The 13,446-nt window shown below is 39.3% G+C and carries 12 protein-coding genes and 2 pseudogenes; 7 read left to right on the top strand and 7 right to left on the bottom strand.

The window, feature by feature from the left end:
* Positions 1–215: 215 nt before the first annotated feature.
* Positions 216–1,403 (top strand): aminotransferase-like domain-containing protein, encoded by a 1,188-nt coding sequence (locus tag HPT25_RS20100; protein WP_173068323.1) that lies wholly within the window; start codon positions 216–218, stop codon positions 1,401–1,403.
* Between the two features lie 134 nt (positions 1,404–1,537).
* On the opposite strand, the gene HPT25_RS20095 is transcribed toward HPT25_RS20100, so the two are convergent.
* From HPT25_RS20095 to HPT25_RS20090, 3 genes and pseudogenes are all read right to left on the bottom strand, one after another.
* Positions 1,538–2,101 (bottom strand): isochorismatase family protein, encoded by a 564-nt coding sequence (locus HPT25_RS20095; RefSeq protein ID WP_173068320.1) that lies wholly within the window; start codon positions 2,099–2,101, stop codon positions 1,538–1,540.
* Positions 2,102–2,234: 133 nt separating this feature from the next.
* Positions 2,235–2,330: pseudogene (locus HPT25_RS28785) on the bottom strand (cytochrome c oxidase assembly protein); the annotation flags it as partial.
* Positions 2,331–2,506: 176 nt separating this feature from the next.
* Positions 2,507–3,007: pseudogene (locus HPT25_RS20090) on the bottom strand (DUF2243 domain-containing protein).
* A 366-nt stretch (positions 3,008–3,373) separates the two neighbouring features.
* Here HPT25_RS20090 and HPT25_RS20085 point away from each other — a divergent pair.
* Positions 3,374–4,903, top strand: a complete 1,530-nt coding sequence (locus HPT25_RS20085; RefSeq protein WP_173068317.1) for an NCS1 family nucleobase:cation symporter-1 — start codon at positions 3,374–3,376, stop codon at positions 4,901–4,903.
* Positions 4,904–4,933: 30 nt separating this feature from the next.
* On the opposite strand, the gene HPT25_RS20080 is transcribed toward HPT25_RS20085, so the two are convergent.
* Both HPT25_RS20080 and HPT25_RS20075 read right to left on the bottom strand, forming a co-directional pair.
* Positions 4,934–5,764 (bottom strand): SPL family radical SAM protein, encoded by an 831-nt coding sequence (locus HPT25_RS20080; protein WP_173068314.1) that lies wholly within the window; start codon positions 5,762–5,764, stop codon positions 4,934–4,936.
* Between the two features lie 44 nt (positions 5,765–5,808).
* Positions 5,809–6,339: a methylated-DNA--[protein]-cysteine S-methyltransferase gene (locus HPT25_RS20075; RefSeq protein WP_173068311.1), complete on the bottom strand. Its 531-nt coding sequence runs from the start codon at positions 6,337–6,339 to the stop codon at positions 5,809–5,811.
* Positions 6,340–6,656: 317 nt separating this feature from the next.
* Here HPT25_RS20075 and ftsZ point away from each other — a divergent pair, with 317 nt between their 5' ends.
* The 3 genes from ftsZ (at position 6,657) to HPT25_RS20060 (ending at position 10,033) form a co-directional block, all read left to right on the top strand.
* Positions 6,657–7,817, top strand: a complete 1,161-nt coding sequence (gene ftsZ, locus HPT25_RS20070) for a cell division protein FtsZ (protein ID WP_173068308.1) — start codon at positions 6,657–6,659, stop codon at positions 7,815–7,817.
* A gap of 162 nt (positions 7,818–7,979) precedes the next feature.
* Positions 7,980–8,963, top strand: coding sequence for a proline dehydrogenase family protein (locus HPT25_RS20065; protein WP_173068304.1), 984 nt, complete (start codon positions 7,980–7,982; stop codon positions 8,961–8,963).
* 221 nt (positions 8,964–9,184) lie between these two features.
* Complete coding sequence (locus HPT25_RS20060; RefSeq protein WP_173068301.1) at positions 9,185–10,033, top strand: hydrogenase small subunit; 849 nt, start codon at positions 9,185–9,187, stop codon at positions 10,031–10,033.
* A gap of 76 nt (positions 10,034–10,109) precedes the next feature.
* Here the strand turns inward: HPT25_RS20060 and HPT25_RS29395 are convergent, their stop codons facing one another.
* Positions 10,110–10,490 carry a CotG/ExsB N-terminal domain-containing protein gene (locus HPT25_RS29395; protein ID WP_376767950.1) on the bottom strand — a complete coding sequence of 127 codons (381 nt, stop codon included), beginning with the start codon at positions 10,488–10,490 and terminating at the stop codon, positions 10,110–10,112.
* 280 nt (positions 10,491–10,770) lie between these two features.
* Between HPT25_RS29395 and HPT25_RS20050 the strand changes: the two genes are divergently transcribed.
* Positions 10,771–11,718: a VanW family protein gene (locus HPT25_RS20050; protein WP_246277241.1), complete on the top strand. Its 948-nt coding sequence runs from the start codon at positions 10,771–10,773 to the stop codon at positions 11,716–11,718.
* 80 nt (positions 11,719–11,798) lie between these two features.
* On the opposite strand, the gene HPT25_RS20045 is transcribed toward HPT25_RS20050, so the two are convergent.
* Positions 11,799–12,869 (bottom strand): sulfite oxidase, encoded by a 1,071-nt coding sequence (locus tag HPT25_RS20045; RefSeq protein WP_173068292.1) that lies wholly within the window; start codon positions 12,867–12,869, stop codon positions 11,799–11,801.
* 312 nt (positions 12,870–13,181) lie between these two features.
* Between HPT25_RS20045 and HPT25_RS20040 the strand changes: the two genes are divergently transcribed.
* The gene (locus tag HPT25_RS20040) at positions 13,182–13,409 is read left to right on the top strand and encodes a hypothetical protein (RefSeq protein ID WP_173068289.1); all 228 of its coding nucleotides are present in this window, start codon (positions 13,182–13,184) and stop codon (positions 13,407–13,409) included.
* Positions 13,410–13,446 lie beyond the last annotated feature (37 nt).

Raw genomic sequence — 13,446 nt, 5'->3', positions numbered from 1 at the left:
TTTGCAAAAATATAAGCGTTCTAGTTTCACAGCGAATCTACTATTAAGGCAAGTGATTCTTTTTTGCATTCTAATTTTTCTAAATATTAAGATAAAACTCTTGATTATCCAGAATACATCATTTACTATATTTGTTATACATTCTGCTATTCCACAAGAAATTTAGGGAATAGGATTAAAACTCAATTAAACTTATAAAAAAGGAAGCGACTTTAGTGAATTACTCATTTGCACCTCACACAAAAAATTATGAATCTTCTGCTGTAAGAGATATTTTAAAAGTAACCCAGCAGGGTCACGTCATTTCATTTGCAGGTGGATTGCCTGCTGAAGATATTTTCCCTATAGAAGATGTCAAAATTGCTTATGATAAAGTATTTGCATCGGGAAATTCATCTTTGCAATATGGTTTAACAGAAGGATTCTTACCGCTTCGTGAAGCCATTCAGTCGAGAATGGAACTAAAGGGAATTAGCTCCCATCCAGAAAATATCTTAATCACTACGGGTTCCCAGCAAGTAATTGACTTGTTTTCAAGAGTCATGATTGCTCCAGGGGATGTAGTTTTGACGGAAGATCCTACGTACCTCTCAGCCTTGCAAGTATTCCGTTCATACGGGGCACAAGTAACGGCTGTTAAAAGTGATGATCATGGGATGGATCCAGAGGATTTAAGACAAAAAATCGATACATTGAATCCTAAATTTATCTATGTTATTCCTACTTTTTCAAATCCGGATGGGAAGACATGGAATCAAGAGAGAAGACAGTGCTTGATCAATCTATGTTATGAATATAATGTTCTTATACTTGAAGATGATCCATATGGTGATATCCAATTTCATCCGGATGAACAATATCAGCCATTGGCCGTTTTAGATGAAGAGCAAACACATGTCGTTTATACCAGTACATTTTCAAAATCTGTCGTTCCTGCCCTAAGAACAGGCTGGGTGACCGGACCACAGGAAGTGGTTCAAATGATGACAAAAGCCAAGCAAATGAACGATTTGCATTCAAGCAGCATCGATCAGCAGGCATTGTACTATTTGCTGCGAGATTTTGATCTAAATGGTCATATTGAGCGCATCAGTAAGGAATATTATTTGCGAATGACGATCATGAGAGATTACTTGAATAAACTAGAGCCTGGATTGTTTACATGGAAAGAGCCGAAGGGCGGAATGTTTATGTGGATCGAAGGGAATGAAACTCTAAATACGACGGCATTACTTCACAAAGCAGTAGAAAAAGGGGTTGCTTTTGTTCCAGGGGCGCCTTTCTATGTCAACCAGCCTAAGCATAATACATTCCGCTTAAACTTCAGTCACTCTGCTCCTGAAAAGCTTAAACTAGGTATGGATCGTTTAGTAGATGTACTTCTTAATCCGGCTGTCGTCTAAGTAAATAGTTACTAAAAGCATAGCATTAAATAGTAGGAACAACTTTGGCGGTCATCACAATTCACATGCTCATTAAAAATGTAAAAACCCCTTTAATTGCTTCATTTAAAGCGCGATTAAAGGGGTTTATTTGATTAATTATTCACTTCATCCAGAAACTGCTGAACGGTTCTGGATTTACCGATTCTTGGGAATATATATTTACAAGTTGCCTCATGTTCTTCTTGCGAGAAAGTTGTCATCGCATCCGTGATAAAAATTTGATTATATCCTAGTTGAAATGCTTCCCTTGCAGTACTCTCGACTCCAATGTTTGTTGCGATTCCGCAAAGTACAATCGTATCTATACCTCTGCGGCGCAGCTGCAGATCCAAATCGGTACCGAAAAAGGCACCCCATTGGCGCTTGGTGACAATATAATCTTGGCTGCTTACAGCAAGCTCAGGAGCAAGTTCATCCCAGCCCTCCGAACGTTGGACAGTAGGAACAGGCTGATCTAGTAAAGGTTTCAAAGCATCTTTTCCATCCTGGAAGCTAACTTTTACAAATGCAATAAAGCCGTCTTCCTGCCGAAATAAGTTCACTAGCTTGATCGTTTTATCGACCACTTCTTGTCCCCCAGGTACACCAACAATCCCTTTCTGCAGATCAATAATGACTAAAGCTGTTCTTTTAAAATTGATCGGGTTCGCACTCATGTGATGATCCTCCTTGATAAGATAGTTCATTTAACATAGGAAATTATATAGAAAAATCTTAAAGATTTCTATTTTTAACCACTCTTTTTAAGGTATCCATTTCAAGGAAATAAGGCCTAGCACTCTTATACCATTACCTGCAGAAAATAAAAATGATAATCACATCGATGGCATCACCGCCATAATACATGAGCATGGCTCCACTTTCAGCCTGTGTTTGCAAAACACCGTAATAATTCCAAAAATGGATGATGCATCATGTTCATATAAAGGTCTGTCCCATATAGCGTTTTACTTTGAACCATTAAAATTATAGATCCAATAAGATAGAGAAGGAGTATAAAGACAAAGAAGCCGAATAATATCCATTGCTGAAAGGAGATCCCAAAGAATAAATAGTCTATTTTATTCATGAGGATACCCATGAGATTGTCTGGACTGCTTTACCTGATTTCTGGTCCTTATTAAAATCAAAATCCCTGTTGCAATTATGAGTATTGAAGTTACATTCCATACGATATCATATGGGAGAATGGTGACTTGGTAACGAATTTGATGCAGCCGCATTAATTTGTGCTGAATCGTACCATCATATAATTGAAAAATTCCCGCTCCGAGTAATGTACCGCCCAATTATCTCAGAGGCAGCCAGGATTTTTTGCGGCGAAGGTCAGCAACAAAAAAAAGAGAGCCCACCGTAGAAAGCCAACTAAATGCATGAAAAAGACCATCAGAAATCATGCCGATATTAGTTGTGGACTTATCATAAAAATGATGCCAATGAAGCAGCTGATGGAATACCGTTTCGTCAATAAATGCAATTAGCCCTAAACCGAAAAGAAAGCCCGACCACAGATTTCTGCCCGAGCAGTTCAAATATCTTTTCGAATCATCCAAATTTATCACCTGCATCTCATTTTAAAAATTCTATCCTATAATTCACCCAAAATTTACATGTTATAAAATTTATTTACAGCTACTAGACCATACATAACATATAACGAAGTGCCTAAATGATTTTACTTTTTGTCCAATGACAGCCTATATGGTTTCCTTATAATATAAGATAGGAAGATAGGGGGTGTATCACCAAAAATAGAGACTGAAATTTAATCATAAAAATAAGGGAGGTGATGTGAAGGAAAACGGTGTAAAAAGCTTATTAATTTTTGTAATATTCCGTAAATTATTCCGACCATTTGATTCTCGATTTTAGTATCCAAGCACCTTGGAATGGTGCAGCGGGTTTAAAAATGACAAGGGGGAATGAAGGTGAAGACGCAAATTGAGCAAAATGGCATTGTAATCCTATCACAAGAAACAGCAACCAGCTTAAGCAGCAGTGAGTTATGGAATGAAGATCTGCGGCCAACCACTTTGAGAGAGCATACCTGGAAAGGTTTGAACTTTGCAACATTGTGGATTGGTATGTGTTTATGTATCCCCGCGTATTCGATGGCTAGCGGAATGATTTCATTAGGGATGAACTGGTGGCAAGCTATTTTAACGATTTTTCTGGGAAACGTTATTGTCTTAATTCCGATCTTATTAAATTCCCATGCTGGAACAAAATTTGGCATTCCTTATCCTGTTTTTGCCAGGCTGTGGTTTGGGTCTAAAGGGGCACATATTCCTGCGCTTGCAAGGGCCATTGTAGCTGCCGGCTGGTTTGGAATCAACACCTGGATTGGGACCGGTGCGATCGATACCCTGTTATCTGCTTCGTTCTCTGCCTGGAGGAATTTAACTGGACATACAGCTATTGTTTTTGCACTTTTTTGGATTCTTAATGTAGCTGTTGCATACAAAGGTCCTCAAGCAATGAAAACATTAGGTTTGATAGCGACTCCTGTAGTGGGCATCTCTGCTATTATTCTCCTTATTTGGGCATTTACTCATGCGGGCGGATGGGGGCCGATTTTATCGACTCCATCAAAATTCAAAAGTGCCGGCGAGTTTTTCAAAGTGTTCTTCCCCGCTCTTACTGGTGTCATTGCCTTCTGGGCGACATTAGCATTAAATATTCCTGACTTTTGCCGATATGCAAAAAGTCAGAAATCACAAATGGTTGCACAAAGCTTTTCCCTTCCACTTACAATGAGTATATTTTCCTTTATCGGAATTGCAGTGACATCTGCGACGATCGTTATTTTTGGCCAGGCAATTTGGGATCCTGTACAGCTGTTGGCGAAATTCCCTCCGTTTGTGATCTTTTTAGGAACTGTGGTAATCGTTATTTCATCTTTGACGATTAACGTTGGGGCTAACGTTGTTGCTCCAGCAAGGGCCATCGAAAACTTATACCCAAAACGTATTACCTTTGGTATTGGAGCCATTATTACTGGATTATTTGCAATCTTAATTCAACCTTGGTACATCATGGGTAATTTCGGAAATTATATTTTTGGCTGGTTAGGCACATATGGCGCCTTGCTTGGACCAATTGATGGAATTGCCATTGCGGATTACTGGCTTGTTCGCAGAAGACAGCTAGCCTTAAATGAGCTTTATGATGTCAATGGACGTTACAGCTATTTGAGCGGTTTCAACAAAAATGGCGTATACGCACTTATTATAGGTGTCGTTATTCCCGTGCTGGGCTTGTTCATCCCTGGACTTCACTTTCTATGGGACAACGCCTGGACATTCGGTTTATTCATTTCTATCATCGCCTATACACTCCTCATGAAAGGGGATAAAAGTATCTTACAACCAGGAGAATATAACAAAATCACAAGCTTCGAACAGCCAAATCACAACCCACTAGAATCAATTGCCGACTCCAATCCAATAAAAGTATAGAATAAGGGTGTCAGGCACCATGTGAAAAATTCACATGGTGCCTGACACCCCAAAACCTTTTTGGCTAAGATAAATTTGGTCATCCGAGAAGATTTTTTTAAATCTGTTGTAGACGGTGAGGTAAGCTGTGGGAGTGTACCATTCTTCCAAACCTAGTTGTTCGTATTTTTCTGCGATTCCGAGGCTTTTTGTGCGTTTGCCGCCGCTGCCATCTCCCATGAAGTAGTCGTCTATACAGATTCGTTTGACGAGGTTTTTTAGTTTTTCAGGGAATTGTTCACTGCTGGGTAGCACTGGTGCAATCGCTGCCTGGGCAGGGACACCGGATTCTGCCAATAATTTCAGTGCTTTTAGTCTGGCGGGGATGGGTGGTGCGGAAGGGGAGAAGTGTTTTCGAATCTGTTCATCATCAGTTTCCACTGTTATACTAACACGAACGCGTTCACCCAATTTTTGCAGCAGGTCGATATCCCTAGTAACAAGAGGACTTCTTGTTTGGACTAGCAAAAAGTCTGGCTGTTCCTCAGCTAAAACCTCTAATATGGATCTGGTTACTTTTTCCTTATATTCCACTGGCTGATACGGATCCGTGCTTGATGACATAAAGATGGTGACTTTTCCATTTTTCTTTGCCTTTTTCAATTCTTTACGCAGCAAGTCAGCAGCTCCTCGTTTGACATCAACCCAAGTTCCCCATTCTTCCTGTCGGAAAATAGAAACAGGCATACGGCGTACATAACAATATGAACAGCCAAATGAGCAGCCCGTATAAGGATTCAATGTATGGCTGTAGCCGGTTAAATAGCCTGTTCCTTTATTTAAAAGCGTTTTAGGATTTTTATAAAAGTGCTGCGTATTCAAATGAATAAACCTCGCTTTTAATGAACATTTTTAGACAAACTCGTTTAGCAAGAAATAGTGGAGGATAAATGGATATTTTCCAGCTTCAAAAGCTCCTCTTTCATTTCCAATCCGCCGCGAAAGCCTGTTAGTTTGCCATTTTTCCCTATCACACGATGACATGGAATGGTAATAAGAACGGGATTTGCGCCAATTGCCGAGGCAACAGCACGAACGGAATTAGGTTTTTGCAGAAAATTGGCAATATCCGAATAGGAATACGTACTACCATATGGAATCTTGGTAAGCTCAAGCCAAACAGACTGTTGAAAAGGTGTGCCATGAAATTCGATTGGAAAAGTAAATGATTTTCTTTTTCCGCTGAAATATTCTATAAATTGCTCTTTATATGGCTGCAATAAAGTGTCATTCTGTAGCAGTTTACATTGTACAAGTTTTTTCTGAGCCCACTCAGCCAGTTCAGTAAATTCACCATTCAGGGAACCAACGAAACATAGGCCTTCATTAGTTGCCGCCATGTAAAATATCCATATATTAAAATTTACAACACTCCAATAAATGATTTTATTTTCCATTTTAAAACTCCTCCAAGGAACTGTTTATATTCACCAGTTTATCATAGGTGCCAACAGTTCCATACCCCCGTAACCCAGTGGCCAGAAATCTTTGAAACAAAAATCGTCAATTTTCATCAATTTGAATATTTCTTTCAAAAAAAATAAATAAATAAGTCGAAATTTAGCTAAATAAACCATTTCCACTATATAAAAAATTTCTCTATCTTGGTAAAATATTAGTTATAAATAAAAATTACAGCTTTTATGCGGGCATAAATGGCCGTGATTAATTTTTGAATATTAAGTTATGAAGGAAATGCAGGAGGGAACCTTTAATGTGGGATTTTGACATGGATATAGATCAAGTAGCGAGAATAAAGGTAATTGGTGTTGGCGGCGGCGGCAATAATGCAGTAAACCGTATGATTGAGGATGGGGTTCAAGGAGTAGAATTTATTGCAGTAAATACAGACGCACAAGCATTAAAACTTTCTAAAGCAGAGATTAAGATGCAGATTGGCGCCTCTTTAACTCGAGGACTTGGAGCAGGAGCTAATCCAGAGGTGGGCAGGAAAGCAGTAGAAGAAAGCAGACAGCAGCTTGAAGATGTTTTAAAAGGCGCTGATATGGTATTCGTAACCGCTGGAATGGGGGGCGGAACTGGTACCGGTGCAGCACCAGCCATCGCGCAAATTGCTCATGAATTAGGCGCCTTAACAATTGGCGTTGTGACACGTCCTTTTAAATTTGAAGGCCATAAACGAGCGGTTAATGCGGCGAACGGGATTAAATTAATGAAAGAAGCAGTAGATACATTGATTATTGTACCAAATGATCGTCTTCTTCAGATTGTGGACAAGAGGACCCCAATGGTCGAAGCCTTCCGGGAAGCGGATAATGTACTTCGTCAAGGAGTTAAAGGAATATCAGACTTAATTGCTGTTCCGGGGTTAATCAACCTAGACTTTGCGGATGTTAAGACGATTATGTCCAATCAAGGAACAGCTTTAATGGGAATAGGAATTGCTAAGGGAGAAAATAGGGCAGTAGAAGCAGCGAAAAAAGCCATTTCCAGTCCGCTGCTCGAGACTTCCATCGACGGGGCTCAAGGTGTTTTAATGAACATTACCGGTGGTGTTAATTTAAGTCTATATGAAGTACAAGAAGCGGCAGATATTGTGGCTTCTGCCGCAGATCGCGATCTTAACATGATTTTTGGATCCATTATTAATGAAAGCTTAAAAGATGAAATCATGATTACAGTCATCGCCACTGGTTTTACCGACCAGGTGCCATCCGTATCAAATCGCATGCAGGAGCCAATAATAAAACCGGCTGCCACATTATATTCTAAAAATGAAGATACCGGAAATTATGACCGGAAGAAAATCGAGGAATCAGACAATATGTCACAAAGCCATGTACAACAGTCATCCGATTCTGAAAGTTTCTTGGATATACCAACATTCCTGCGAAATCGTAACAGAGATCGCTAGTAAAAACCATAAAAAGGCTGCCCATATCCATTTTTGGGCAGTTTTTTATTTATAAAAATCATCTGGTGCCAGGTGCTCATTTTGAGAAAATTCACAAATTAAAGTTTTATGAAAGCGTATGCTATAATAATTTTATAAATACATCAATAAGGAGTATCTGCTATGTTGAAAGACTTTTTTATGGGTTTATCGCAAAATCAGTTTTTAAATAGTGCAGCAAAAAAATATGGTTTAAAATTAGGCGCGCAGAGTGTTGTTGCTGGCACAAATATCGATGAGGCGATCAAGAGTATGAAAGAGCTGAATGCTCATGGAATTTCTTGTACGGTAGATAATCTCGGCGAATTTGTATTTAAAGAAGAAGAAGCCATCGCAGCAAAAGAAAACATTTTAAACGTAATCGAAGCCATCCATGAAAACAATGTGGACGCCCATATTTCATTAAAACCGACGCAATTAGGACTTGATATCGATTATACTTTTTGCCGCAACAATTTACGGGAAATTGTTGACAAAGCCAGCCGTTACGACATTTTTGTCAATTTTGATATGGAAGATCACGGGCATTTACCTCAAACCTTCGAACTCTTGGACGAATTATCATTGGAATATGACAATGTAGGAACCGTGATTCAAGCTTATTTCCATGATGCACAAGAATACTTGGAAAAATATAAAAATTTCCGTCTTCGAATCGTTAAGGGTGCATATAAAGAGCCTGCGGAAATTGCATACCAAGATAAACAAGAGATCGATGCGAACTTTATTAAACTTATGGAGTGGCATTTGTTGAATGGAAAGTTTACTTCCATTGCGACACATGACCATCACATCATCAATCATGTGAAGGAATTCGTGAAAAAGAACGATATTCCACTAGATAAATTTGAGTTTCAAATGCTATACGGTTTCCGTAAAGATCTTCAATTAAAATTAGCGAGCGCAGGCTACAATTTCTGTACCTATGTTCCGTTCGGAAATGATTGGTACGGATATTTCATGCGCCGACTTGCAGAAAGACCTCAAAATTTAAATCTTGTGGCAAAACAAGTATTCAATAAAAAAACCAACACCATCATTGGCGTTGCAGCGAGTGCTTTCGTCTTAGGAAGAATGACAAAAAATGCAAAGAAAAAACGCCGCTAACCATTGGTGCCTGACACCGTTGACAGCCATTTCAATCGGGATGGCTGTTTTTGTATATAAACTTTATTGACAAGTTGAATAAAGATTCAAAGAATTATTTGTGAATTTATTCACATTTTAATAGACAGGCAAAACCTAAGGAAATATACTTCAGGTGAATTCGAATAATAAATGGTTTTAAACATTTTACAATGCATTCCACCTAAAAGGAGTAATGGTATATGTCAACTTACAATTGGTTAGAGGCTGTTAACGTTACGGAAGAAATGCTGCTAAATACGGATAACCGCCTTCCTGTTATTTGGATCAGTGCTTTGGACTGTACTGGCTGCAAGGAGGCCTTTACTCGTTCTTTTGAACCGACTGCACTGGATACCATGCTTAATTTTATTTCCTTGGAATACAGTGAACTTCTTTCAGCTGCGAGCGGCCTTCAGGCGGAAGAACATAAAGAGGCTATTTTTGAAAAATATAAAGGAGAATATGTACTGGCTGTTGAAGGCGGGATACCGGGAAGTGATGAATTCCTTATGATTGCAGGAAAATCTGTAAGAGAGGAAATCATTGCTGCAGCAAAACATGCCAAGGCCGTTATTGCTTTCGGCAGTTGTTCAGCCTGGGGAGGCATCACTGCAGCTGGTTTAAATCCAACGAATTCCGTTGATATCAGATCCATTATTCCAGAAAATATACCAGTTGCTCTCGTACCTGGCTGTCCTCCCATACCGGAAGTAATGATTGGGACCTTGCTGCATATCCATTTTCATGGAGTGCTGCCAGTGCTCGATAAAAAGCTCCGCCCCAAATTGTTCTATCAGACGACTGTTCATCTTACCTGCCATAGGAAAAATTATTTTGACCAAAAACTTTTCGCGGAATCATACGATGATGAAAAGGCATTAAAAGGATATTGCCTATTTAAACTGGGATGCAAAGGCCCTACTGCATTTAATGCATGTGAGTCATTGGGGTTAGATCGTTGTATTTCAGCAGGATTTACCTGTATAGGCTGTTCAGAAAAAGATTTTTGGGATAAGGGAGGATTTTGTACCAAGAAGAAAAAATCATAAAGAAATAGGTTCTCAGAATGTCAGACTAAAAAAGCACTCAATTGAGTGCTTTTTTACTGGTCCAAATGCTTGATCTTTAACGGCCTAAAGGACCTGGACCTGGACCTTGAGAACGGCGAGAAGAACGGCGGCTTGAGCGGCTGGATCGACGGCTCGAGCGGCGAGAAGAGCGGCGGCTTGAGCGCCGAGAAGAGCGGCGGCTTGAGCGGCTTGATCGACGGCTCGAGCGACGAGAAGAACGGCGGCTTGAGCGGTTGGATCGACGGCTCGAGCGGCGAGAAGAACGGCGGCTTGAACGGCGAGAAGAGCGACGGTTTGTACCGCGAGAAGAACGACGAGAAGAACGACGGCGGCTTGAGCGTTGGCCGCGAGGATCTTGGAATAAGAATTCACCTAATCCTAAATCTTCAATCTCTTGAACAGCTTCTTTAATATCCAATGCAGTATATCTTTCCATTGAATGACACCTCCAATAATTTTTTAAACTGAAAGATTCCTTTTAACCTCTCATTGCTCTATCGTATGTGGACATGTGCGATGTTGTTTCAGGCAGAAGTTTAAGAATGAAAAAAGTTATTGAAAATAGGCTAATACCTTTAGTTATATTGTTAGATTTACAGGAATAGGATAGCTGAGTGGTGGAAACATCAGGAATATTTTTGCAAAGGGAGAAGTTGCTGAAAATGTTAAAACGGAGAAGGTTGATTTTCATTTTATTCATTAGTAGTTTCATAGGTATGGCAGGGTGCTCAGAGAAAACAGCAAACAAGCCTTCTATAAAACTGAATTCCGCGGAAACAACGAAAAAGACTGACAAAACGCAGCAAAATCAACCAAAAACGGTTGAACAAAAGCCGAGGATCGTCAATGTCATAGACCCAAATTCAAAAGCAATCTTGAAAACATTTATACCCAAAGAAATGGGATATGATACGAATCAAACGGTTTATAAAAAAGAGATTGAAAAATGGGCAAAAGCACTTGCAAGGGGAACGGGAACAACTGCTGGATATGATCAAAGGATGGTTCTCGATAAAATAGATAACAATGGCCGAATTATGAAAGGGAAGCCGCAAATCATATTGCAGGAATCAGAATTAGTTGAGAAAGTGATGGAAGCTTCCGTAACGGGCGGTGATGTGGACCTTCCGCTTTATGTTTCACAAAGCGGTTATAAACCGGAGGATGCTTCCCATCTAAAAGAGGTAGTGGCAGCCTCGTACACAACTTATTTTAGCGGTTCAGTTGTAGGGCGTTCAAAAAATATTGAGCTTTCTGCCCAAGCGATTAATAACGTTATTGTAGGTGCACAAGATATATTTTCGTTTAATACAACCATAGGTCCAAGTGATGCTGCACATGGATATCAGCCGGCAAAAGAAATCGTGAATAAGAAACTTGTAAATGGCGTTGGCGGAGGCATTTGCCAAACTTCTTCTACATTGTTCAATGCCGTTGATCAAATTAAAGTGAACTATATTGAAAAGCATCATCATTCCCTATCAGTGGGCTATGTTCCTTCAGGCAGGGATGCAACAGTATCCTATGGCGGACCCGATTTTCGGTTTCAGAATACAACCGGAGTGCCAATCCTTATAACAACCATTTATGGAAAAGGATCCATTACAGTACAGATTAGAACTTCAATCGCTTATCAAAGCCTTTTAACGAAAAAAAATAAATAATATACCAAAAGGCTGAATGAAAACAAGATTCACTTACATTCAGCCTTTTGGTTTTTAATTTGGTGCCTGACACCAATGTGCTATTCAATTTTGACTTTGATTTTGTCAACAGCATTGTATCCATAACCTTTACGGTTCCAAAAAGGCAGAAGGGGCTGGATGCGGTTAAGAGAATCAGCAGCTCTTGAGAGAATAGTATATTCTCCTCTATCAAGGGCACTCCATTCCCATCTCCAAGCAACCCAGCCATATGGCTCCATCGCTTGGTTTACTATTATAGCTTTATGCCAAGATTCTCCGTTATTGATACTAATCTCAACTTTTGAAATAATCCCTTTACCTGTCCAGGCAATCCCTTTGATGATGTGTTTTCCTGTCTGCAGGATTTGCATATGAAGCGGTTTTTGAATGGTAGAGTTGACATTCATGAACGTGACCGGATAGGAGTCTGAATTGTTATCATTTTTTGGATAGTAGACATAATCATCGGTCTGAAATGGACCGTTGAATTCATTGTCAACAACAGTGATCTGTTTCAGCCACTTTACCGACGCCATTGCATACCATTGTGGAACAATTAAACGTAATGGGTATCCATGCTGGAACCCTATCGGCTGCTGATTATATTCATAAGCTATTATGGTATCTGGATGCATCGCTTTTTCTAATGGTAAACTGCGTGAAAAAGGCACAACTTGATCCAAGTTTGTTTTTTCCCCGTAATCATAACCTTCAAAGACGACCTCTTTTGCACCATTCTTCACTCCGACAAGTTCCAGTAAAGATTTCAATGGTACACCTTTCCAGTATCCCTGACTAATCGCTCCTTTTTCCCATTGTTCCCCAAAAACCTTTGGTTCGAAAAAATGTCGCTTATTACCGGCACATTCCATGACAACCTTGATCGTTTTTGAAGGAAGCCTCAACAAATCTTTCATTGAAAATAACGCAGGTGAATGGATAAACCCATTGATCGGAAGCCAAAAACCTTCATTTGTCAGTTGCGGATATAAGAAGTGATTCCTTCTATAGAAAAGTTTATTATCAACTACATGATCCTCCAAAAACTCAATCGGCGTCTCCTTGTTTTCAGGCATTAAATTCCGTACCACTAACGATGGCTTTCCATAAGGATAGGATGTTTTATACATGTAGTCCTCCTTAAAATCCAGTTTATATTCATATGTATGCCAGATATTAAGAAATCTGCTGGTGCCTGACACCAATTCTGTTTCGTTTATAAAAAGAAAACTGTATTAGTTATAAAAATAGGGGAGTTTACTGTTGGTATGAAAGGGATGATGACGTTTTCTTAAAAACGCTTTCAAAAAATAGCGGTATAAAAGGTTTTCATTATTAACAATTTGGATACAATTTCTTCAATATTTGTTCAATTATTGGGCGGTTTTTGCTCAACATTCCATGCTATCATTTGAAACATAAAGGAACTAGAGGTGATACAGATGTTAGTTTGTGAATGGAGAAACTTCTCAACAGATGCCGATGTGTACACTCGAGAGTTTTTCGAAGAAACTGTTGGCGATGAATTCGAGGCCATGATGTTCAAAGATGATGAACAAATTCCAGCCTATATTTGGACAGTGAATTACGTCATTATTGTAAAACGATCATCCAAAATTTTAACAGATTTATCTTTTGAAAAGATTCATAGAAATCCAGTATGTGAATAAATTCTTAACTGGTTTTTTTTGAAAAAAACATGTGAAA

It is taken from the genome of Neobacillus endophyticus (assembly GCF_013248975.1).
Taxonomy (GTDB): Bacteria; Bacillota; Bacilli; order Bacillales; family Cytobacillaceae; genus Neobacillus; species Neobacillus endophyticus.
Note: the sequence above shows the minus strand (reverse complement) of the source record. Positions and strands in the feature narration are given on the sequence as shown.